Annotated in this window: 16 protein-coding genes and 1 tRNA gene; 13 read left to right on the top strand and 4 right to left on the bottom strand. The window is 60.3% G+C overall.

The features are described from left to right. Positions 1–4: 4 nt before the first annotated feature. Both D3870_RS14270 and D3870_RS14265 read right to left on the bottom strand, forming a co-directional pair. Positions 5–1,219 carry a nitrate/nitrite transporter gene (locus D3870_RS14270; protein WP_119740096.1) on the bottom strand — a complete coding sequence of 405 codons (1,215 nt, stop codon included), beginning with the start codon at positions 1,217–1,219 and terminating at the stop codon, positions 5–7. A 376-nt stretch (positions 1,220–1,595) separates the two neighbouring features. After that, a complete protein-coding gene (locus tag D3870_RS14265) occupies positions 1,596–3,152 on the bottom strand; it encodes a Fic family protein (RefSeq protein WP_147375803.1) in 1,557 nt (518 codons plus the stop codon). A gap of 292 nt (positions 3,153–3,444) precedes the next feature. Between D3870_RS14265 and nirB the strand changes: the two genes are divergently transcribed. The 3 genes from nirB to D3870_RS14250 all read left to right on the top strand — a co-directional run bounded on the left by nirB (position 3,445) and on the right by D3870_RS14250 (position 9,126). Continuing rightward, positions 3,445–5,883, top strand: a complete 2,439-nt coding sequence (gene nirB, locus D3870_RS14260) for a nitrite reductase large subunit NirB (RefSeq protein WP_119740092.1) — start codon at positions 3,445–3,447, stop codon at positions 5,881–5,883. A 109-nt stretch (positions 5,884–5,992) separates the two neighbouring features. Next, positions 5,993–6,346, top strand: a complete 354-nt coding sequence (gene nirD / locus D3870_RS14255) for a nitrite reductase small subunit NirD (RefSeq protein ID WP_119740090.1) — start codon at positions 5,993–5,995, stop codon at positions 6,344–6,346. Then, positions 6,343–9,126, top strand: a complete 2,784-nt coding sequence (locus D3870_RS14250; protein ID WP_119740088.1) for a nitrate reductase — start codon at positions 6,343–6,345, stop codon at positions 9,124–9,126. The genes nirD and D3870_RS14250 overlap by 4 nt, the downstream gene beginning before the upstream one ends. 101 nt (positions 9,127–9,227) lie before the next feature. Here the strand turns inward: D3870_RS14250 and D3870_RS14245 are convergent, their stop codons facing one another. Then, a complete protein-coding gene (locus D3870_RS14245) occupies positions 9,228–10,886 on the bottom strand; it encodes a lactonase family protein (protein ID WP_158590472.1) in 1,659 nt (552 codons plus the stop codon). Positions 10,887–11,179: 293 nt separating this feature from the next. On the opposite strand from D3870_RS14245, the gene ybiB reads away from it, so the two are divergent. The 8 genes from ybiB (at position 11,180) to dnaG (ending at position 19,810) form a co-directional block, all read left to right on the top strand. Further along, positions 11,180–12,193 carry a DNA-binding protein YbiB gene (ybiB, locus tag D3870_RS14240; protein ID WP_119740084.1) on the top strand — a complete coding sequence of 338 codons (1,014 nt, stop codon included), beginning with the start codon at positions 11,180–11,182 and terminating at the stop codon, positions 12,191–12,193. Continuing rightward, on the top strand, positions 12,177–12,986 hold the full coding sequence (gene cobA, locus D3870_RS14235; protein ID WP_119740082.1) for a uroporphyrinogen-III C-methyltransferase: 810 nt from the start codon (positions 12,177–12,179) through the stop codon (positions 12,984–12,986). Before ybiB ends, cobA begins: the two co-directional genes overlap by 17 nt. A 461-nt stretch (positions 12,987–13,447) precedes the next feature. Beyond that, entirely contained in the window at positions 13,448–14,656 is a 1,209-nt protein-coding gene (locus tag D3870_RS14230; protein WP_119740080.1) for a cation:proton antiporter, read from the top strand. Continuing rightward, positions 14,646–15,836: a YbdK family carboxylate-amine ligase gene (locus D3870_RS14225; RefSeq protein ID WP_119740078.1), complete on the top strand. Its 1,191-nt coding sequence runs from the start codon at positions 14,646–14,648 to the stop codon at positions 15,834–15,836. The genes D3870_RS14230 and D3870_RS14225 overlap by 11 nt, the downstream gene beginning before the upstream one ends. A gap of 43 nt (positions 15,837–15,879) precedes the next feature. Then, a complete protein-coding gene (locus tag D3870_RS14220) occupies positions 15,880–17,076 on the top strand; it encodes a BaiN/RdsA family NAD(P)/FAD-dependent oxidoreductase (RefSeq protein ID WP_119740076.1) in 1,197 nt (398 codons plus the stop codon). 103 nt (positions 17,077–17,179) lie between these two features. Further along, positions 17,180–17,392, top strand: a complete 213-nt coding sequence (rpsU, locus tag D3870_RS14215) for a 30S ribosomal protein S21 (protein ID WP_005877634.1) — start codon at positions 17,180–17,182, stop codon at positions 17,390–17,392. Positions 17,393–17,523: 131 nt separating this feature from the next. After that, positions 17,524–17,973: a GatB/YqeY domain-containing protein gene (locus tag D3870_RS14210; RefSeq protein ID WP_119740074.1), complete on the top strand. Its 450-nt coding sequence runs from the start codon at positions 17,524–17,526 to the stop codon at positions 17,971–17,973. A gap of 43 nt (positions 17,974–18,016) precedes the next feature. Then, positions 18,017–19,810: a DNA primase gene (gene dnaG, locus D3870_RS14205; RefSeq protein WP_119740072.1), complete on the top strand. Its 1,794-nt coding sequence runs from the start codon at positions 18,017–18,019 to the stop codon at positions 19,808–19,810. Positions 19,811–19,914: 104 nt separating this feature from the next. Here dnaG and D3870_RS22825 read toward each other — a convergent pair whose 3' ends face one another. Beyond that, positions 19,915–20,316: a hypothetical protein gene (locus D3870_RS22825; protein WP_242489987.1), complete on the bottom strand. Its 402-nt coding sequence runs from the start codon at positions 20,314–20,316 to the stop codon at positions 19,915–19,917. On the opposite strand from D3870_RS22825, the gene rpoD reads away from it, so the two are divergent. Both rpoD and D3870_RS14195 read left to right on the top strand, forming a co-directional pair. Then, on the top strand, positions 20,306–22,528 hold the full coding sequence (gene rpoD / locus D3870_RS14200; protein WP_242489986.1) for an RNA polymerase sigma factor RpoD: 2,223 nt from the start codon (positions 20,306–20,308) through the stop codon (positions 22,526–22,528). The genes D3870_RS22825 and rpoD overlap by 11 nt on opposite strands. A gap of 25 nt (positions 22,529–22,553) precedes the next feature. Continuing rightward, positions 22,554–22,632 (top strand) — tRNA-Ile (locus tag D3870_RS14195). The last annotated feature ends 252 nt before the right edge of the window (positions 22,633–22,884 follow it).

Below are 22,884 nucleotides of genomic sequence, written 5' to 3'. Positions count from 1 at the left end.
CGCATCAGATTTTTGCCGATGTCATCGCGGCGCTACCCCAGGTGGTGCGCCAGCGACTCTTCACGAACGACAGGCCGAGCAGCGCGATCACCGCGAGCGAAGCGAACACGGTCAGGCCGAGCTGGTAGCTGCCGGTCAGCTGCCTGGAATAGCCGAGGCTGGATGCGAGATAGAAGCCGCCGATCCCGCCCGCCATCCCGACCAGTCCGGTCATCACGCCAATCTCCTTGCGGAATCGCTGCGGTACCAGCTGGAACACCGCGCCGTTGCCGACGCCGAGCGCCAGCATGGCCAGCACGAACACGATGACCGCTGCCTCGGCATGCGTCAAACCGACGCTGGCGATGAACAGGAAACTCGCCGCCAGCACGTACATCATCGACAGCGTGCGGATGCCGCCGATGCGGTCGGCGATGCGGCCGCCGAGCGGACGCACCAGCGACCCGGCGAACACGCAGGCCGCCGTGAAGTAGCCGGCCGTGACCGGCGACATGCCGTACTGGCTGTTGAAGTAAATCGTGAGCGACGACGCCAGCCCCGAGAAACCGCCGAAGGTGACGCTGTAGAAGAACATGAACCACCAGGCATCCTTGTCCTTCAGGATGTGCAGGTATTCGATCAGGGCTTTCGGCGGCGGCGCGGACGGCGCATCCTTCGCGAAGACGAGATAGACCGCCAGCGCGACTCCGAGCGGGATCAGGCACCAGCCGAACACGCTCTGCCAGCCGAACGCGAGCGCCATCGACGGCGCAAACAGCGCAGCAATCGCGGTGCCCGAGTTGCCCGCGCCGGCGATGCCGAGCGCCGTGCCTTGATGCTCCGGCGGATACCAGCGCGAGGCCAGCGGCAGCGCGACCGCGAACGCCGCACCGGCCACGCCGAGGATGGCACCGAGCATCAGCATGTCCGCATAGCTGTCCAGTTGCCCGAGCCAGGCCCACAGCAATCCTGCGATCACGATCAGCTGCCCGATGAGGCCGGCCTTCTTCGGCTTCAGGTGATCGACCAGCACCCCCATCACGATGCGCAGCAGCGCGCCAGCCAGCAAGGGCGTCGCCACCATCAGGCCTTTTTGCGAAGGCGTGAGACCGATGTCATTCGAAATCTGCACGGCCAGCGGGCCGAGGATCACCCACACCATGAAGCTCAGGTCGAAGTAGAAGAATGAAGCGAGCAGGGTTGGCGTATGGCCCGCCTTCCAGAAGGATGTCTTTTGCATATCGGCTTTCGCACCAGAGAAATCGTGATGCCGCACTATGCAAGTGCCATGCCCACGCATGTTTCCGTCTCGTTTGCGTGCGTTGCGCGAAAGGCAAACGACGGCCGCACCGTCGGGGTGCGAAATGCGCTTGAAGTTGATGCGAGATGATGCCGAATCAGAAAAAGGGGTTTGTGTCTCACGGAGCAGATCCGTGACAACATCAGGCATCAACGATGCCGGTTGGCATGCAGAGAATGGGAAGAACGACAGCGCGTTTCACACGACAAGAAGATCATGAAGATCGATCGCGCACGGGACATGATCATTGCCGAAGGTGACGCTTATCCTTCCGGCTGATCAATGGAAAACACAGATCGTCACGCCGTCAAATCAACTACCAGCTGAATGTATAGGATTCTTCGAAAGAGGGGGCGGACCGGGATGCGGGCCGCAAGGAATCCTCCAGTTCCCTTATCAAGTCATCGTTCGAGGCAATTGCCGGCCGTTCATCGGGAAAGCCGTTTTTGATCCATTGCTGACCTTGCTTGACCAGGTCGAATATCTCCCCTCGCGCGTAGCCATCCAGCTTGTTCGGATTGTCCAGCATCGTGAGATTTTGTCCTTGCTGGACGAGCAGCCTGTTCAACAGAAGAATGCCGAAAGTGCGGCAGTTCCCATCCATGAACGGATGCAAGCGTTCCAGTTTCTGGCATAGGTCGATTGCCGCATATATCCGTTTGTCCACGCTCAGGGTGTCATCGCTGCTACCGATCAGAGCGATGCGGTCATGGTATTTCTTTAGCCTTCCGTCCGCGACGGTGCGCAGGTCGGCGGGTTTTGTCGTGTAACTGAAGAACGCGGAGGTGCCGTCCAGGCCCCATCCATGAGCAATGTCGGCGTTGGCTTTCTGATGAAATTGTTTGCCTTCTTCCAAATATTCTCTTACTTCCTGCTCGCCCTTGTCACTCAGGTTGCCGACGCTCTTGTCCAAACCGAAGCCTGCCGCAGGTGGATCATCGGTGGAGCGGAACTCCAATGGACCGTCCGACGCCTTTCCAATCGCAAGGTCATGCAATCGAATCAACCAGTCGCAGTCAACAGGTTCGTGCACATCCTCCATCGCCATTTTCCAGGCACTCTTCATGTTGTATTGATAGCGTGTTTCGTCGTCAAAAAGAAAAGCCAGCAGAGGATTGCCTTTCGTTTCAATTCCAGACCCTTGTAGAGATTTTTCCACCGCATCAATGCGACAAGGATCAATCGACAAGCGCGCCCTGTTCAAGGGCGCTATGTGCTGCAGATGTGGATTGTCATTCAACTCATCGTAAAGAATTGTGAATGTCTCGTTGGCACAGGGGACGGCAAGCTTACTCGTGTAGTCCGAACATGCGTTTGCCGCGTCCTTTAGCAACCTGGCGAAATCGACATGCGCATCGATGGCGGGATTAATGCCGAGATTCCTTTGCTTGCACACTTCATTCAATGAAACCAGGAAGGCGGCGTTTTGCCGATGCGAGGTGCTCTTCCAGGGATGCTGCTTCATGTGCGCATCAATGGTTCTGAAAGTGCTGTCAAGCAGTTTGCTGTGCTGTCGAATGTCCAATTCCGTTCGCCCCGCGCCTTGTGATGACGAAACCGAAGATGACTGCGGCCATGCCTCGAACAGTTGTTGTCGCATGCCGCTCCCGGCACCGGGGCGATGGGTCGACGATGTCGTCGGTTCGTGCGGCGAAGCATTGAATGCATTGTTGGCAATGACGGCGGGCACAGGAAGAGCAGCGGTAGGCTCCGGTTGGACATGCGCTGTGGATTGCCGGGAAGGTATTGTGGTCATCGTTTTCTGCTTCGATTCAAGGCGAGGGTGGATATCCATCGCTGATAAGTGGCAAAACGACAGCATGAGTTCCCATACAGATTCGCGCGGCGAAACAGTTTGCACTTGCCAGTTCAAACGCGCGTTGCAAGCGGGGCAGTGCCGTTTCCCACATCGTCGCGAAACGCGATTCCCGCCCTCCCGGGAATGACCTATCCAGGAGATGAGTTCGAGTCACTTTGCGAGAATACGCTTTCTCCCCAATCTCGCACGGCGCACCAAATCGGCATGCTGTCTGCACGATCAATGTGCAAAACCCGCTTTGCGTGACGCTTCGATGGCTAAAGACGCTGGCACTGCTTTTGCATAGTGACCTTCTGAAATACATCTAAATGGCTTTAACGGCGAAGCCGAATCAGAAGGAGCTTTAATGAAGAAGCTGAAATTAGTCATGGTCGGCAATGGCATGGCCGGTGTGCGCACGCTCGAAGAACTGCTCAAGATCGCGCCCGACATCTACGACATCACCGTGTTCGGCGCCGAGCCGCACGCCAACTACAACCGCATCCTGCTGTCGCCCGTGCTGGCCGGCGAGCAGACCATCAAGGACATCATGCTGAACGATGTCGACTGGTACGCGGACAACAACATCACGCTTCATCTGGGCAAGAAGATCACGCAGATCGACCGCGCAAGGCGCATCGTGATCGCGGAAGATGGCACGATCGCCGAGTACGATCGCCTCTTGCTGGCGACCGGCTCCAATCCCTTCATGCTGCCGGTGCCGGGAAAGGATTTGCAGGGCGTCATTTCCTACCGCGATATCCACGACACCAATGCCATGATCGAGGCGGCGCAGATGCACAAGCATGCGATCGTGATCGGCGGCGGCCTGCTGGGATTGGAAGCCGCCAACGGATTGAAGCTGCGCGGCATGGACGTCACCGTGGTGCATCTGCCGCAATGGCTGATGGAACGCCAGCTCGATCCGGTCGCCGGCAAGATGCTGCAGAAATCGCTGGAAGATCGCGGCCTCAAATTCCTGCTCGACAAGAACACGAAGGAACTGGTCGGCGATGAAAATGGACGCGTCAAGGCGATCCGCTTCACCGACGGCCTCGAAGTGCCGGCGCAGCTGGTCGTGATGGCGGTCGGCATCCGCCCCAACACCACGCTGGCGGAATCGTCCGGCCTGTATTGCAACCGTGGCATCGTCGTCAACGACACGATGCAGACCTACGATCCGCGCGTCTATGCGGTCGGCGAATGCGTCAACCATCGCGGCACCGCCTACGGCCTCGTCGCGCCCCTGTTCGACATGGCGAAGGTGTGCGCGAATCATCTCGGCAATTTCGGCATCGGCCGCTATCAGGGCTCGGTCACTTCGACCAAGCTGAAAGTGACCGGCATCGACCTGTTCTCCGCCGGCGAATTCATGGGCGGCGAAGGGACGGAGGAAATCGTGCTGTCCGACCCCATCGGCGGCGTGTACAAGAAACTGGTGATCAAGGATGACAAGCTGGTCGGCGCCTGCCTGTACGGCGACACGGTGGACGGCAGCTGGTATTTCAGCCTGCTGCGCGAGGGCAAGGACATCGGCGAAATCCGCGACACCCTGATGTTCGGCGAGTCCAACACCGGCCGTCCCGGCGATGTCGGCCACGAAGGATTCACCAAGGCTGCCGCCATGCCCGACACCGCCGAAGTGTGCGGCTGCAACGGCGTGTGCAAGGGAACGATCGTCAAGGCGATCAAGGAAAAGGGCTTGTTCACGCTGGAAGACGTGCGCAAGCACACCAAGGCATCGGCATCATGCGGGTCCTGCACCGGCCTCGTCGAACAGATCATCAGCTTCACCGCCGGCGGCGACTATTCGACGGCGAACAAGGTCAAGCCGCTGTGCGGCTGCACCGACCATTCGCATCAGGAAGTGCGCGACGCGATCAAGGTGCACAAGTTGCTGACCATCGCCGACACGATGCACTTCATGGAATGGCGCACGCCGAATGGTTGTTCAAGCTGCCGCCCCGCGCTCAACTACTACCTGATCTCGACCTGGCCGCACGAGGCGAAGGACGATCCGCAATCGCGCTTCATCAACGAACGCGCCCACGCCAATATCCAGAAGGACGGCACCTACTCGGTGATCCCGCGCATGTGGGGCGGCGAAACCAATGCGTCGGAACTGCGTCGCATCGCCGATGTGGTCGACAAGTACCAGATCCCCACGGTGAAGGTCACCGGTGGCCAGCGCATCGACTTGCTCGGCGTGAAGAAGGAAGACCTGCCCGGTGTGTGGAAAGACCTCGATATGCCCTGCGGCCATGCCTATGCGAAGGCGCTGCGCACCGTGAAGACCTGCGTTGGTTCCGAATGGTGCCGCTTCGGCACGCAGGATTCGACCTTGATGGGACAGCAGCTTGAACGTGCGCTGTGGCGCATGTACGCGCCGCACAAGGTGAAGATCGCCGTGTCCGGCTGCCCGCGCAACTGCGCCGAATCCGGCATCAAGGACGTCGGTGTGATCGGCGTCGATTCCGGCTGGGAAATCTATGTCGGCGGCAACGGCGGCATCAAGACGGAAGTCGCGCATTTCTTCGTCAAGCTGAAGACGCATGAAGAGGTGCTGGAGTATTCCGGCGCGTTCCTGCAGCTGTATCGCGAGGAAGGCTGGTATCTCGAGCGCACCGTGCATTACATCGCGCGCGTCGGCCTCGATCATGTCAAGGCCAAGGTGCTGGAGGATGCCGGGAACCGCAAGGCTTTGTACGAGCGCCTGCTGTTCTCGCTCGATGGCGAACCCGATCCGTGGCACGAGAAGGACAAGGCGCTGGTGGATGTACGGCAGTTCGAGCCGCTATCCGCATAGTAGTCGTAGGGCGGGTCCCACCCGCCATTCGGCGCATGCGTGGCGGGTGGGACCCGCCCTACATTCTCCGTACCGAAATTTCACAAACTCCAATTAAAAGGCCTTCCTCATGTCACAACAATGGAAACCCGTCTGCAGCGTCGCAGACATTCCCGTGCTTGGCGCCCGGGTCGTCAAGCGGGCAGTGCAACCCGACGTGGCGATTTTCCGCAACAGCGAAGACAAGGTATTCGCGCTGCTGGATCGCTGCCCGCACAAGGGCGGGCCGCTGTCGCAGGGGATCGTGTTCGGTGAGCGCGTGGCCTGCCCGCTGCACAACTGGAACATCGCGCTCGACACCGGCTGCGCCGCCGAACCCGACGAGGGCTGCACGCAGAAGTTCAGCGTGAAAGTGGAGGACGGTCGGGTCTATCTTGACGTCAATGAGTTGAACCTGCCCGCGCGCGAGGTGAAGGCCGCATGAGCGAAGCGCGCGAAGCAAAGGCAACGTGCTGTTACTGCGGCGTCGGCTGCGGCGTCATCGTCCAGACCGACGGCGCGCAGGTGGTCGGCGTGCGTGGCGATCCCGAGCATCCTGCCAACTTCGGGCGGCTTTGCACCAAGGGCAGCACCCTGCACCTGACGGCTGATCCGGTATTGCAGCAGCAGGCGCGGGCGCTCTTTCCTGAAATGCGTCTGATGCGGGATGGCAGGCGCGAACGCGCATCGTGGGATGCCGTGATGGATCATCTGGTGCAGCGCTTCGCAGAAACCATCAGCCTGTACGGACCGGACAGCGTGGCCTTCTACATTTCCGGCCAGTTGCTGACCGAGGATTACTACGTCTTCAACAAGCTGGCCAAGGGCTTGATCGGCACCAACAACATCGATACCAATTCGCGCCTGTGCATGTCGAGTGCGGTCGCCGGCTACAAGCAGACCCTGGGCGCGGATGCGCCGCCGGCCTGCTACGAAGACATCGATCATGCAGACGTGATCTTCATCGCCGGCTCCAACACCGCATACGCGCATCCGATCCTGTATCGCCGCATCGAGGATGCACGCAAAAACAATCCGGACCTGAAGGTGATCGTCGCCGATCCGCGCCGCACCGACACCGCGCGCGAGGCGGACCTGTTCCTGCCCATCCTGCCCGGCACCGATGTCGCGCTGTTCAATGGCATGCTGCATATCTGCCTGTGGGAAGACCTGATCGACGTCGCGTATATCGAGGCGCACACCGAGGGCTTTGCCGAACTCAAGCGCACGGTGCGCGATTACACGCCGAAGTATGTCGCCGACACCTGCGGCATCAGCGAAGACGACTTGCTGACGGCGGCGCGCTGGTTCGGCGCATCGAAGGCATCGCTGTCGCTGTATTGCCAGGGCCTGAACCAGTCGGCATCGGGCACGGCGAAGAATGCCGCGCTCATCAATCTGCATCTGGCCACGCATCAGATCGGCAAGCCCGGCGCGGGCCCGTTTTCGCTGACCGGACAACCGAACGCGATGGGCGGGCGCGAAGTCGGCGGGCTTGCCAATCTGCTGTCCGCGCACCGCGACATGGGCAATCCTGAACATCGCGCCGAAGTGGCCCGCCTGTGGGGAGTGGACGAGGTGCCGTCGAAGCCCGGCAAGACCGCGGTCGAAATGTTCGAGGCGATCCGTGCCGGCGACATCAAGATCGTCTGGATCGCCTGCACCAATCCCGCGCAGTCCTTGCCCGACCAGAAACTGGTGCGCGAAGCCCTGAAGCACGCCGAACTGGTGATCGTGCAGGAAGCCTACAAGACCACCGCGACGGTGGACTATGCCGATGTGCTGCTGCCGGCGACCACGTGGAGCGAGAAGGAGGGCACCGTCACCAATTCCGAGCGCCGCATCACGCGCTTCAAGCCGGCCCTGTCCAAACCGGGCGAGGCGCGGCACGACTGGGAGATCGCGGTCGAATTCGCGCGCCGGCTGGAAATCGCGATGGAGAATGCCGCCACGATTTTTCCCTATGCCACGGTGGAGGAAATCTGGAACGAGCATCGCGAAACAACGCGCGGCCGCGACCTCGACATCACGGGTTTGTCCTATGCGATTCTGGAAGAGCAGGGGCCGCAGCAATGGCCTTTCCCCGAAGGGGCGACGGCGGGCAGGAAGCGTTTGTACGAGGACGGCATCTTCCCGACCGCGAGCGGCCGCGCGAAGTTCGTCAACACCGTGTACCAGCCGGTGGCCGAGCCGGTCGATGCGCGTTATCCCTTCCGTCTGACGACCGGCCGTCTGCGCGACCAATGGCACGGCATGAGCCGCAGCGGCACGGTGGCGCAATTGTTCGCGCATGCCTCGGAACCGTCAGTGGCGCTGTCGCAGACCGACATGGAGCGGCGCGCGATTCGCAACGGCGATCTGGTGCACGTGACCAGCCGGCGCGGCTCGCAGATTCTGCCGGCCATCGCCAGCGACGACATGCGCGCCGGCCAGGCCTTCATCGGCATGCACTGGGGCGAGGAATATGTGTCGGGACGCGGACACGAGGGCAGCGGCACCTGCGGTGTCAATGCGCTGACCTCACCGGCGCTCGACCCGAGTTCGAAGCAGCCGGAATTGAAGCATGCCGCGGTCAAGGTTCTGAAGGCGGAACTGCCGTGGCGCTTCCTCGTGTTCGGCTGGATAGAAGCATCGCAGGTGCTGAGCTTGCAGGCGGCGCTGCGGCCAACCATGCGGCAATTCGCCTATGCCTCCTGCACGCTGTTCGGGCGCGACCGGATGGGCGTGCTGTTTCGCGCGGCGGACGACTATCCAGCTGCGCCGGAACTGGTGAAAGAGATCGAAGAAAGATTCGGCATTGCGGGCAAGGATGTGCTGCGCTATGACGATGCCAGGCGCGGCAATGCGCGGCACATTCTCGTGCGCGACGGCAAGCTGGCGGCTGTCTCGCTGGCGGGAGATACATCCGCCGAGCACTGGCTGAAGGAATACCTGGAAGGCGAACAGCCGGTTGCCGCATTGGGCCGGCTGCTCTTGATGCCATCTACCAAGGCGCCGCAGGGATTCAAGGCGCGCGGACGCATCGTCTGCAATTGCTTCAATGTGGCCGAGAGCGAGATCGACGACGTTCTGTTGCAGCAGGGCTGGGCGCAGCATGGGGCGCCCGACGCGGTGCTGACGTCGCTGCAGGAAAAGCTGAAATGCGGCACGAACTGCGGATCGTGCGTGCCGGAGGTGAAGAAAATGATTTTGATGCGGAGCGTGGCGGCGAAGACGGCGGCGTAGGACGAGGAGCATTCCCCCGGCGAAAACGCATTGTCGTCTCGTGCCCCGATGGCGGGTCAGGGCAATCTGCCGCTTACCGAGGCGCGTGTTTGTTCCCTGCGTTACTGTCCCACGATGGCGATGGAGACGGGACTGCCTCCGGAAGCAGTTACCCCGACGGGGGTCAACGCGCCGGTGACGGGATTGATGGCGAAGCGCCCGATCGTGTTGATGTTTTCATTCGCGATGTAGGCGAACCTGCCGCTGGGGTCGACCGTGATGAAGCGCGGGCCCGTGCCTGCCCCGAAGCCGATCGTCCCGGTGAAAGCGAGCGCACCGGTAGCGGCATCGATGGTGTAGGCCGAGACGGAGTCGGGGCTGCGATTCACCACATAGGCGAACTTGCCGCTGGGGTCGACGCTGGCCGAGATTGGGGAGCCCCCGGGGCTGTGGAATCCGACGACGGCAAGGGCGCCGGTCGCGGCATTGATGGCGTAGCTCGTGGCAGTGCCGCTGGTATTGGCCGTATATGCGAACTTGCCGCTGGGATCGACGGCGACGGCGGAAGGGCCCGCCTGGGTGATGATCGCTGTGGCAGCGCTGAGGCCACCGGTGGCGGTATCGATGGTGAAGGCCGAAACCGTGTTGGTGTTGGCGTTCGCCGTGTACAGGAATTTTCCGCTGGGGGCGACCGTGACGGAAATCGGGCCCGATCCGGTGGGGAACAGACCTGCAGCGGTGAGGGCGCCAGTCGCGGCATCGATGCTGAAGGCCGAGACATTGCTGGAACCTTGATTCGCCACGTAGACGAATTTGCCGCCGGGATCGACCGTCACGGAGCGAGGGGCGGTTCCCCCGGTGACAAGCGATCCGATCGGCGTCAAGGCTCCGGTGGCGGGATCGATGGTCCTGGCCGAGATACTGTTCGTGTTGATGTTCGCCACATAGACGAACTTGCCGCTGGGATCGACGGCGATGGAGCTGGGAGGTGTCCCGTTAAAAACCGTGCCGATGAGGCTGAGTGCGCCGGTCGTCGCGTCGATGGTGTAGATCGAGATACTGGCGCTATTCATGTTCGCGACATAGGCAAAACGCGGCGTCGGCGTAACGCAATTCACCGTGACGCTGACGACATCGCCTGCGGTGATCGTGCCGTTGCCGCTGTTGACCGTGCAGGTCTGCGATAGAAGGCGCGGCTGGGTCTTGACCGTGACTGCATAGTTCGCGCCGCTGGCAACACGTGTGGTGAACGTGAAGCCGCCGTTGGCCGAGATGGCCAAGTCGTTGCCGGCATTGTTCTGCAGCACGAGTCCTGAACTATTCAGGCCGCTGACCGTGCCGCCGACGGCATAGCTGTTGGTCGAACAGACGATGGCGATGTTGCTGACATTGGCACCGGCCACGGTGCCGCTGCCATTGTTGACCGTGCAGGTCTGCGTCGGACCAGTCGGTAACGTCTTGACGCTGACCGCGTAGTTCGCGCCGCTCGCCAGTGCAGTGGAGAAGCTGAAACTCCCGTTCGCCGAGACGGCCAGGTCATTGCCCGCATTGTTCTGCAGGATCAGGCCGGAGCCTGCCAGGCCGCTGACGCTGCCGCTGATGGTGTGACTGGTCGCTGCGGGCGGCACAACAGGCGCGGGTGGCCTGGCCGTCTCTGGGTTGCCGCCGCCGCAAGCAACAAGTCCTGTCAGCAGCACGGCGCAGAATGCGCGGCCAAACAGGGCCGGTATTGAAGGGCGAATCGAAGTGGCGGGCAGACGGCGAACAGGGCGAAGGGACATGGATGCTTGAGCATGCAAAGAGGTTGAATAAACACACGCTCGAAGATTGCAGGGACGGGCGGCGCGCATGGATGATAGGTTGACTAATGGTTGTTATCAAGAAGAAACGGCTGTAGCCCGTTCGATGCTTGCGAAGATGATGCCGTTTGGTCAATATCGATTCCCTGGTTCGCCATTCAGTTGCCATTCAGTTGAAAGCGGCCGACAGCCCGGTCAAATCCTCGCCGCCGGGCATGATTGACGGCATTGCCCTCGCTTTCATTCCCTCCGTCCGTCGTAGTACCCTTCGCCTCATGAAACCCACACACTCACAAGAACCCTTCCACGCCGCCCGCTTCATCAAGGAAATCGGCCGCGGGAAGAAAGGTGCGCGCAGCATGTCGCGCGACGATGCCAATCAACTGTATGCCGCGATGCTCGACGGTCGCGTTTCCGATCTGGAAATGGGCGGCATCATGCTGGCGATGCGCATCAAGGGCGAGTCGGTCGACGAGATCGCCGGCTTTCTCGATGCGGCCGAAGCGTCCTTCGACAAGTTGGATGTGTCGCAGGGCGCGCAGTTTGCTCAGTTTGAATACGCGCCGATCGTGCTGCCCAGCTACAACGGCTCGCGCAACATGGCGAACCTGACGCCGCTGCTGGCCATGCTGCTGGCGCGCGCAGGTGCGCCGGTGCTGATCCACGGCGTCACGCACGATCACGGCCGCGTGACCACGGCGGAAATCCTGCAGCAGCTCGGTTCGATATTCGCGCATTCCGTGCAGGACGCGCAGGCGCATTTCGCGCGGCGCGAACCGGTCTTCATGCCGATCGACGCGCTGGCGCCGCGCATGGCGCGCCTCTTGACGATGCGGCGCATCCTCGGCGTGCGCAACTCGACCCATACGCTGGTCAAGCTGATCCAGCCGTTCGCCGGCCCGGCCTTGCGCCTGACCTCGTACACCCATCCCGAATACCTGGCGATGCTGACCGAGTATTTCGCGAACGCCGCACCACCGGAGCGCGGCGATGCGTTTCTGATGCGCGGCACCGAAGGTGAAACGGTGGCGAACGCGAAGCGGGCGCAGCAGATCGAATGGTTCCATGAAGGCGAGCGAACCATTCTGGTGCAAAAACAGGAACCGGTGGACGAGACGCCGCCGCTGCCGCCTGAAAGTGATGCGGCGACGACGGCGAAATGGATCGCGGCGGCATTGAATGGTGAACAACCGGTGCCGTCACCGATCAGAGAGCAGGTGGAACACTGTTTGCATGTGGCAAGGCGCATCCGCAGCAAACAGGATTTTCACCATGAAGACACAAGGTAAGGTTTTTCTCGTCGGCGCCGGTCCGGGCGACCCCGAACTTCTCACCATCAAGGCGGCAAAGGCCATCGCAAGGGCGGACGTCATTCTTGTCGATGACCTCGTCAACCCCGCGATTCTCGAGCATGCACTCGCGGATGCGCGCATCATCCCGGTCGGCAAGCGCGCCGGTCGCCACTCCACGCCGCAGGAATTCATCGAACGCCTGATGGTCGCCGAGGCGCGCGCAGGACACTGCGTCGTGCGCCTGAAGGGCGGCGACCCCTTCATGTTCGGACGCGGCGGCGAAGAGCTGGAGTGTCTGGTGCAAGAGGGCATCGACGTGGAAGCGATCAACGGCATCAGCAGCGGTTTCGCCGCGCCCGCAGCGATCGGCGTGCCGCTGACGCACCGCGAGTGGAGCAACGGCGCCATCTTCGTCACGGGTTACAGCAAGACCGGCGAACGCGGCCCGGATTGGAAAAAGCTCGCGAAACTCAACATGACGCTGGTGATCTACATGGGTATCGCCAGTTGCCGCGAGATTCAGGAAGCCTTGCTGGCGGGCGGCAAATCGGCCGCCACGCCGGCGGCGGTGGTCCACTCGGCCACGCTGGACGCGCAAATGCAGCTGGTGACGACCTTGGGCGAGTTGCCGGAAGCCATGTCGAGAGCCCGCTTGGGCAGTCCCGGCATCATCCTGATCGGCGAGGTCGTGCGCTTTGCGGTGAACGGAGCCTTCGCCGCCGAGTCGGATGCAAGAGTGGTGCGACAGCATGCGATTGACGCGCCGCATCTGGAGGCATTGCCGATTTGACGGCTTGCGCGCCCCGCACGATTCCAATTTTCAGCAATGTCATTCCGACCCGGGCGGTACATCCTCGCGGCTCCCTGACCGACCGTGCGCGCCTGTCCCCATTCATGAAATGCCTTCCGATGCATTGATGTGATCAATACACGGCACTGCCTGTCGCCGGGAGTGATCGCATTGTTCATTCATCAATAAAGTTCCTGAGCGAATCATTGCCAGGAACTTTATTTGTTTCCTCCTGTCAAAAGCGTGACGGTTCAACAACGTTAACAGGCGGCAACAATACCTCTATAAGTCGCCACAGGGAATTTCGGTATCTGCGCGGCATCAAGATCATGGCGCGCATTGCCGCAGCCATGCAGGCCGGAACGGCCTTCACCAGTCCATGCAGTGCCGCATCCCGGTGCACGGACAGGCTCACGTTCTCCCTTTCTCAACCATTCAACAAATTCCTTTCGGGAGGATGCATGTCGTGGACTCTTCCGCCGTTCGACGCGGCGCAACCGATTCAGTGGAATGCCTTGCTGCTGTTCGGCAGCTTGCTGCTGACGGGACTCATTGGCGGTCATATCGTCAGCAAGAATTCGTGGATACCGCGCATCACCGGCTATCTGCTGGTGGGCTTCATCCTCGGCGAGGGCGGCCTGCAATGGCTGTCGGGCGACGTGCTCAAGCTCGCCCATACCTTCTCCGACATCGCGCTCGCGCTGGTGGTGTATCAGCTTGGCCGATATGTCGATGTCGGCTGGCTGCGGCATGAAAAATGGCTGGCCGCCACGGTGCTGAGCGGCGCGCTGCTCTGCTTCGGCCTCGTCTGGAGCACACTGGAATGGGTCGGCGTGGCGCGTCCGCTGGCCATGGTCGCGGGCGTGCTCGCCATCGCGACCGCACCCGCCGTCGTGATGGTGGTGGTGCGCGATCTGAAGGCGGAAGGGCATGTCACGCGCAGGCTCGCGGCGATGACCGCGCTCAACAATCTCGTCGCCCTGCTGGCCGCCTGCATTCTGCTGCCGCTGGTCGCCACCGAAAGCGCGACGTCGATCGAGACGATGATCTCCAGCACGCTCTATTCGCTGTTCGGTTCGCTGCTGCTTGCCTACGTGACCTACCGCCTGATGATGCCGCTGGCCCGCCTGCTCGGACGCGAGCGCAGCCGCCAGTTCGTGCTCGTCATCGCCATCATCACGCTCACCATCGGCGCGGCGCATGCGCTGAAGCTGCCGGTGCTGCTCACCATGCTGGCCTTTGCGATCCTGTCAAAGAATCTGGATATTCAGTACGACCTGATGGAACTGGAATTCGGCGTCGCCAACGAGCTTTTCATCGTCATGCTGTTCGTGACCATCGGCGCATCCATCCAGTTGTCCGATCTCAGGATGGTGGCGCTTCCGGTCGCGGTGCTGATCGGCGCGCGCACGCTGGCGCTGGCTTGCAGCATTTTCGCTTTTGCGCGTCCGGCCAAACTCAAATGGCGGCAAGCCGGTCTGCTGACGCTGGGCACCTTGCCGATGGCGGAAGCGGGGCTGGGACTGTCGCAGATTTTTTCCATCTATCCGCACATGGCGGCGAGCATTGCGCCGCTGCTGGCCGGAACCTTGATCGTGCTGGAGCTGATCGGCCCCATCGCGACACAGTTTGCCTTGATCAAATCGGGAGAAGCCGGACATGAGCCCTAGAGACAATTTCGTGATTGAGGAAGTGCCACAGGAAATCCTGCCCTTCACATCATCGACGCCGTTCACGATGGGCATCGAGCTCGAGCTGCAACTGGTCAACCGGCGCAACTACAACCTCGCCACCGACGCGGTCGACCTGCTGACGTGGATCGAGCCGCGCGATTTGCAGAAGCAGATCAAGCTGGAAATGACGCAGGGCATGATCGAACTGAACTCCGCCGTCCACACGCGCGTCGATCAGCTCACCGAGGAATTGAAGGAGCTGCGCGCGGCGCTGACCCGAGGGGCGAAGCATCTGAACATCGACGTCGCCGGCGGTGGCGCGCATCCGTTCCAGAACTGGAGCGAGCAGCGCATCACGCCGAGCGCGCGCTTCCATGAATTGCACGAGAAATACGGCTATCTGGCCAAGACGTTTACGGTATTCGGGCAGCACATCCATGTCGGCGTTGCCGACGGCGACGATGCGCTATACCTGACGCACGGACTGGCGCACTACGTCCCGCACTTCATCGCGCTGTCGGCAGCCTCGCCGTTCTATCAAGGCGTCGATACTGCCTTCGCTTCCTCGCGCAGCAACGTGGTGCGCGCGTTTCCGCTCGCGGGCACGGTGCCTGTTCTCACCCGCTGGAGCGATTTCGAAGCCTATTACCAGGAACTGCTGCAGCTGGGCATCATCGGCAGCATGAAGGACTTTTACTGGGACATTCGGCCCAAGCCGGAGTACGGCACGGTCGAAGTGCGCGTCTGCGACACGCCGTTGACGCTGGAACACGCCGCGCTGCTCGGCTGCTATGCGCAGCTGCTGTCGCGCTGGCTGCTGACGGAGCGTCCCGTCGAGATCCACAGCGATTTCTATCTGCTGTATCAGTACAACCGCTTCGAGGCCAGCCGCTACGGCCTCGATGGCCAAATCGCGCAGCAACACATGAGCAGACAATCCGGTTCGAAACAGCCGATCTTCCTCAGCGTGCTGGACCGCCTGCAGGATCTGAAGCGGTACGCGCAGAACGAGGCCGAGGTGCTTGCATTGAAGCGGCTGCGCCACATTGCCTACGAACGCTTGAATGATGCGGCCTGGCTGCGCAACGCCTACAAGCAGCGCGGCTCGCTCAATGACGTGGTGCGCCTGTCATCGGAGTTGTGGATGACGTCTGCTTCGCCATCATCGCCTCGATAAGCCTGTCGCTTACAATCACGGCTTATCCAGGTTTGAATGAGTCATGACAAAGAAATACGATGTCGCAGTGATCGGCGCAGGCGCGGCCGGCATGATGTGCGCCGCGGTCGCCGGTCAGCGCGGCAGGAAAACGGTATTGATCGATCACGCGACCCGGCTCGCTGAAAAGATCCGCATCTCCGGCGGCGGACGCTGCAATTTCACCAATGTGCAGGCCGGCCCGCAAAACTACCTCTCGCAAAATCCGCATTTCTGCAAAAGCGCCTTGTCGCGTTACACGCCGCAGGATTTTCTCGGCCTCGTAAAACGTTATCGCATCGGCTATCACGAAAAGCACAAGGGGCAACTGTTCTGCGACGACTCCGCCGAACAGATCATCGCCATGCTGAAATCCGAATGCGAAGTCGGCGGCGTGGCATGGCGCATGCCGTGCAAGGTGATGGAAGTCGCCAGCGCGGGCGACGCGTTTCGCATCGAAACCGACAGCGGCACCATCGTCGCCGACAGCGTCGTCATTGCCAGCGGCGGCCTGTCGATTCCGAAAATCGGCGCGACCGATTTCGCGTATCGCATTGCCAGGCAGTTTGACCTGAAGCTGATCGAACCACGTCCGGCGCTGGTGCCGCTGACTTTCGATCATGCACAGTGGCAATCTTTCGTGGCCTTGGCCGGTATCGCGCTCGAAGTCGATATCGAAACCGGCGACAAGAAATCACGCGGACAATTTCGCGAAGACTTGCTGTTCACGCATCGCGGCCTGTCCGGCCCGGCCGTGCTCCAAATCTCGAGCTTTTGGCAGCCCGGAACCGCGCTGACGCTCAACCTGTTGCCGGAAATGGACGTGGCAGCGATTTTGATGGAAGGCAAGACGACGATCAAAAAAAACCTGGGCAATGTTCTTGCGCAATGGCTGCCGTCCCGCCTCGCGGAAGGCTGGCTGACCGTCAACGATTTTGATCCCGACAGCCGCGTCGCCGACATGGCCGACAAGGCGCTGCGCAAACTGGGCGAGTCGCTCAACCGCTGGACCATCATCCCCAACGGTTCGGAAGGCTACCGCAAGGCGGAAGTCACATTGGGCGGGGTGGACACGCGCGAACTGTCGCAGCAGAGCATGATGGTCAATCGTGTGCCGGGCCTGCGCTTCATCGGCGAAGCGGTGGACGTGACCGGCTGGCTCGGCGGCTACAACTTCCAGTGGGCCTGGGCGTCGGGCGTGGCGGCGGGTATGTCGGTTTGATAATTGTGTCTGCCTGTTCACATGTCGTTCATGGTGCTTTCCTTTGCTCATTCGACCTGCTATACTTGCGGTCTTTCCCATAAAATCCTTGGTTTGAGTTTACATGACCACAATCCGCCTTAAAGAAAACGAGCCCTTCGAAGTCGCAATGCGTCGCTTCAAGCGCACCATCGAAAAAACCGGTCTGCTGACCGAGTTGCGTGCGCGCGAGTTTTACGAAAAGCCGACTGCTGAACGTAAGCGCAAGCTCGCAGCTGCCGTCAAGCGCCACTACAAGCGCATCCGCAGCCAGCAATTGCCGAAAAAGATGTACTGATTCCTGCTGCCGCACGCTAGTGCGGTGCCGTGCAAACCCGCTCCGGACTGCCGCAGCGGGTTTTGGCGTTTATGGCTTGCCGGATAATTTTGTATGCTTGGCAGGTCAATACTGTCGAGAATGGAGAAAAAATGAGCCTCAAAGAGCAAATCACTGAAGACATGAAGGCGGCGATGCGCGCCAAGGATGCCGCAAGGCTCGGCACCATCCGTCTCCTTACCGCCGCAATGAAGCAGAAGGAAGTCGATGAACGCATCGAGCTGACCGACGCGCATGTCCTCGCCATCGTCGAAAAGATGATCAAGCAGCGCAAGGATTCGATCACCCAGTTCGAAGCCGGCGGCCGCCAGGATCTGGCCGACATCGAAAAGGCCGAGCTTGCAGTTCTGTCCGCCTACATGCCGGCCGCCATGTCCGAAGCCGAAATCCAGGCCGAAGTCGCCGCTGCTGTTGCCGCGACCGGTGCGGCCGGACCGCAGGACATGGGCAAGGTAATGGGCGTGCTCAAGCCGAAACTTGCCGGCCGCGCCGACATGACTGCCGTGTCCGCCTTGGTGAAGGCCGCATTGAGCAAGGCATGATCCTTTTGCCGTTTCCGAGACCGTTGGCCGCCGCAAAATTGCCGTGATTCCACAATCCTTCATCCAGGATCTGCTCAACCGCGTCGATATCGTCGACGTGGTCGGGCGCTATGTGCAACTGAAGAAGGGCGGCGCCAACTACATGGGCCTGTGCCCGTTCCATAACGAAAAATCGCCGAGTTTCACGGTCAGTCCCACCAAGCAGTTTTATCACTGCTTCGGTTGCGGCGCGCACGGAACCGCGATCGGCTTTCTGATCGAATACTCCGGCCTCGGCTTTGTCGAAGCGGTCAAGGATCTTGCGCAAGGCGTGGGCATGATCGTGCCGGACCAGGATCGACTGCCGCCGGCGCAGCGCGCCGAGGTGCAGGCAAAGAGTCTTGCGTTATCCGAAGTGATGACGAGCGCCGGTGATTTCTACCGGCAGCAGCTTCGCGCTGCGCAGAATGCAATTGCTTATCTGAAGGGCCGTGGCTTGACGGGGGAAATCGCTGCCAGATTCGGCCTTGGCTACGCGCCCGAAGGCTGGGACAGCCTGCGCGCGGTATTCCCGGATTACGACATTGCCGCCCTGGTCGAGGCCGGCCTCGTCATCGACAAGGATGACGATGAGGGCGGCCGTCACAAGCGTTACGATCGCTTCCGCGACCGCATCATGTTCCCGATCCGCAACACCAAAGGCCAGGTGATCGGTTTCGGCGGACGGGTGCTCGATGGCGGCGAACCGAAATACTTGAATTCGCCCGAGACACCCTTATTTCAAAAGGGTAACGAGCTGTATGGCTTGTTCGAGGCGCGGCAGGCGATTCGCGATGCTGGTTATGCGCTGGTCACGGAAGGCTACATGGACGTGGTGGCATTGGCCCAGCTTGGATTTCCGCAGGCGGTAGCCACGCTCGGCACGGCTTGTACGTCCACTCATGTGCAAAAGCTGTTGCGTCAGACCGATCAGGTGATTTTCAGCTTTGACGGTGATGCCGCGGGGCGGCGCGCGGCGCGGCGCGCCCTGGAAGCGTGCCTGCCTTATGCGTCCGACAACAAGACGCTGAAATTCCTCTTTCTACCGTCCGAACATGATCCGGACAGCTATATCCGTGAATCGGGGGCGGAAGCGTTCGAACGCGAAGTGCGGGATGCGATGCCGTTGTCGCAATTTCTGCTGAATGAAGTGGTAGGCGATAACGATTTGAGCACTCCGGAAGGGCGGGCGCGGGTACAGTTCGAGGCCAAGCCATTATTGCAGGCGATGCCGGCATCGGGGCTGCGGCTGCAGATCGTGCGTGGCCTGGCTCAATTGACGCAAACCACGCCGGCGGAGATCGAGGCCTTGTTCGAACTGGTGCAACCGGTTGCTCGCACGAAAATTGCGCCACCACGGACCAAGCGCACGCCGCCGATGGGGCTGGAGCGCCAGATGATCCGACTGCTGGTGGCGCATCCCGTCCTGGCTGCGGATCTGGATGAGTCAGCACTTGCTGCGGCAGCACATCTTGCGCCGGACAATGCTGCCATGCTTGGCCAACTGATTGCTGCGTGCCAATCGCTTGGTCAGCAAGCCAATTTCGCAGCCTTGGCGGAACAATTGCGAGCAACAGGTCCGGATTTCGATGCACTTGTTGCCGAAATTGCAGCAGATTCCGAATCGGATCTGGAGGCGGCGCGGCTGGAACTTGCCGGAGCGGTACGGCAGACTAGAATGCAAGTATTGAAGGCCGAACTCGCCTCCTTGGTCGCGGCGGGACTGCAAACGGAAGAAGCGCGTCTCCGCTATCGTGAACTGTCGCAACAGCAGGAGCAACTCCGGCGTCAGGCAGAGGTCGAAAACATGCCGCGCTGATTGGCGATACATGCTTGGGACTGGAGCAACATTGCTCTGAGTGATATAATTAAAAGCTTTTGATTCAAGGCCTTAGAGTAATTCGTTTGGCGAATTGAATTCCATCAGGACACACGGGAATTTTCAGGAACATCGCGCGGGCGAATCCAAAACACATTAATCGGCTCCACTTGCGTCATCATTCGAGCAATGAGGGCAATTCCAGTTGGTATTGATTCCATGGCGAACGCAATGAAGAAACCCGCGAAAACGACCGTTACCGCAAAAAACGCGAAATCGGCTGCAACTAAAACTGCCTCCAGCAAGTCGATAGCAAAGCCTGCCGTGAAGAAATCTGTTGCCGCCAAGTCAACAGGCAAGGCGAAAATCGCAAATGCAGCTCCGGCAAAGACCGCCAAGGCCGCGCCAAAGCCGGTCGCCAAAACGGCGGAGCCGAAAGCAAAGCCGTCGTCCAAAGCTGTCGGAAAACCAGCTACCGAGAATCTGAAAGCGCCCGTGACAAACAAGAAGACTGAATTGAAGACTTCGAACAAGCCTGTCAAAACGACCGCAAAAGCGGAACCGAAGTCCGAAACGAAAGTGATGGCTGTCAGCCAGACAACCGATGCTGCGGCATTGGCCGCGATTGATACATCCGGCTATGTGTTGCCGACAGTGAAAGTTCCGGGTCGTCGCGGCCGCAAGCCGAAGGAATTCCAGCCCGAGAACGATGAAGTCGCCGCGTTGAATGCTGTCGAACGCGCCGAACTCAAGGCCGCCGACAAGGCACGGGCGAAGGACCGCAAGGCCAAGGAAAAGGCCTTGCTGAAAGATGCGTTCTCCTCCGATACCGAGGCGAGCGAGGAAGAGCTCGAACAGCGTCGCCAGAAACTGAAAACCCTGATCAAGCTCGGCAAGGATCGCGGTTTCCTCACGTATTCCGAAATCAACGACCATCTTCCGGAAAATATCGTCGACCCGGAAGCGATCGAAGGCATCATCGGCACGTTCAACGACATGGGCATCGCCGTCTACGAACACGCGCCGGATGCGGAGACGCTGCTGTTGTCCGACAGTGTTGCCAACGTCGCCAGCGATGACGAAGCCGAAGCCGCCGCCGAAGCCGCCTTGTCCACCGTGGATTCCGACTTCGGTCGTACCACCGACCCGGTGCGCATGTACATGCGTGAAATGGGCTCGGTGGAACTGTTGACTCGCGAAGGCGAAATCGAAATCGCGAAGCGGATCGAGGAAGGCCTGAAGGACATGATTCAGGCGATCTCCGCCTGCCCGACTACGATTGCCGAAATTCTGGCCGCCGCCGACAAGGTCGAAAGGGATGAAATCAAGATCGATGAAATCGTTGACGGACTGGTCGATCTGAACGCGCCCGAGCAAACGATTGCCGCCGCCGCGCCTGCCGTCGCCCCCGATGATGAAGAGGACGACAACGAGGAAGACGAGGAAGAAGGAGACGAAGGCAACGCTTCGGGCGGTGCTGCCGGCTTCTCGGCTGAGCAGCTCGAGCAGTTGAAGCGCGATGCGTTGGCGAAGTTCGGCGAAATCTCGTCGCAGTTCGACAAGATGCGCAAGGCCTTCGAGAAGGAGGGTTACAACTCCAAGCCCTACGTCAAGGCGCAGGAAACGATTTCGAACGAGTTGTTGAGCATCCGCTTCACCGCGAAATTCGTCGAGAAACTGTGCGACACGCTGCGCGGCCAGGTCGATGAAGTGCGCCACATCGAGAAGCAGATTCTGGATGTCGTGGTGAACAAGTGCGGCATGCCGCGCGTCCGTTTCATCAAGACTTTTCCCGGCAATGAAACCAATCTCGACTGGATCGACGCCGAAGTCGTCGCTAACGAGTCATACAGCGCCATCCTCGGTCGCAACGTGCCGACCGTGAAGGAATTGCAGCAAAAACTGATCGATTTGCAGGCGCGCGTCGTGTTGCCGCTGCCGGATCTGCGCAACATCAACAAGAAGATGGCTGCCGGCGAAATGAAGGCGCGCAAGGCCAAGCGCGAAATGACCGAGGCCAATCTGCGTCTGGTGATCTCGATCGCGAAAAAATACACCAATCGTGGTTTGCAGTTCCTCGATCTGATCCAGGAAGGCAACATCGGCCTGATGAAGGCGGTGGACAAGTTCGAATACCGTCGCGGCTACAAGTTCTCGACCTATGCGACATGGTGGATCCGGCAGGCCATCACACGCTCCATCGCAGACCAGGCGCGCACCATCCGTATTCCGGTGCACATGATCGAAACGATCAACAAGATGAATCGCATCTCGCGCCAAATCCTGCAGGAAACCGGTGCCGAACCGGATCCGGCAACGTTGGCGATCAAGATGGAAATGCCGGAAGACAAGATCCGCAAGATCATGAAGATCGCGAAAGAGCCGATCTCGATGGAAACACCGATCGGCGACGACGACGATTCCCATCTCGGCGACTTCATTGAAGACAACAATACGCTGGCACCTGCCGATGCGGCATTGCACGCATCGATGCGTGGTGTGGTCAAGGACGTGCTGGACTCCTTGACGCCGCGTGAAGCGAAAGTGCTGCGCATGCGTTTCGGCATCGAAATGTCGACTGACCATACCCTGGAAGAAGTCGGCAAGCAGTTCGATGTGACACGCGAGCGCATCCGCCAAATAGAGGCCAAGGCGCTGCGCAAGTTGCGGCATCCATCCCGCTCCGACAAGCTCAAGAGTTTCCTCGAGGGCAGTTAAGTTAAGTTAAGTAGCAAAGCTTGACGGGCCTCTAGCTCATGCTTGGTTAGAGCAGCGGACTCATAATCCGTTGGTGCCGTGTTCGACTCACGGGAGGCCCACCATCAAAATCAAGGGGTTAGCGATTATGCTAACCCCTTGTCGTTTCTGCAGCGCCGTTCCCTGTCCGGCAATCCCTGCGTCATGAACTTGGCGGTCAGAAAACTTGTCAATTGAACTAGATGTGCAGGCATGCGGTCATAACGAAACGCATCGCTGGACCATCCATGTTTTGAACGGCGAATTCTTGCGGGCAGTCTGATCGGTTACCTTGTGATCGGTGGCAGCTCATGAAAGTGTGCTGTCTTGAGGCTTGG

The organism is Noviherbaspirillum cavernae (genome assembly GCF_003590875.1).
GTDB classification, from domain to species: Bacteria; Pseudomonadota; Gammaproteobacteria; order Burkholderiales; family Burkholderiaceae_D; genus Noviherbaspirillum; species Noviherbaspirillum cavernae.
Note: the sequence above shows the minus strand (reverse complement) of the source record. Positions and strands in the feature narration are given on the sequence as shown.

Bases quoted from the DNA above. Each gene is read 5' to 3' on its own strand.
- D3870_RS14270 (WP_119740096.1), bottom strand. From the start codon at position 1,219: ATGCAAAAGACATCCTTCTGGAAGGCGGGCCATACGCCAACCCTGCTC.
- nirB (WP_119740092.1), top strand. From the start codon at position 3,445: ATGAAGAAGCTGAAATTAGTCATGGTCGGCAATGGCATGGCCGGTGTG.
- nirD (WP_119740090.1), top strand. From the start codon at position 5,993: ATGTCACAACAATGGAAACCCGTCTGCAGCGTCGCAGACATTCCCGTG.
- D3870_RS14250 (WP_119740088.1), top strand. From the start codon at position 6,343: ATGAGCGAAGCGCGCGAAGCAAAGGCAACGTGCTGTTACTGCGGCGTC.
- D3870_RS14245 (WP_158590472.1), bottom strand. From the start codon at position 10,886: ATGTCCCTTCGCCCTGTTCGCCGTCTGCCCGCCACTTCGATTCGCCCT.
- ybiB (WP_119740084.1), top strand. From the start codon at position 11,180: ATGAAACCCACACACTCACAAGAACCCTTCCACGCCGCCCGCTTCATC.
- cobA (WP_119740082.1), top strand. From the start codon at position 12,177: ATGAAGACACAAGGTAAGGTTTTTCTCGTCGGCGCCGGTCCGGGCGAC.
- D3870_RS14230 (WP_119740080.1), top strand. From the start codon at position 13,448: ATGTCGTGGACTCTTCCGCCGTTCGACGCGGCGCAACCGATTCAGTGG.
- D3870_RS14225 (WP_119740078.1), top strand. From the start codon at position 14,646: ATGAGCCCTAGAGACAATTTCGTGATTGAGGAAGTGCCACAGGAAATC.
- D3870_RS14220 (WP_119740076.1), top strand. From the start codon at position 15,880: ATGACAAAGAAATACGATGTCGCAGTGATCGGCGCAGGCGCGGCCGGC.
- rpsU (WP_005877634.1), top strand. From the start codon at position 17,180: ATGACCACAATCCGCCTTAAAGAAAACGAGCCCTTCGAAGTCGCAATG.
- D3870_RS14210 (WP_119740074.1), top strand. From the start codon at position 17,524: ATGAGCCTCAAAGAGCAAATCACTGAAGACATGAAGGCGGCGATGCGC.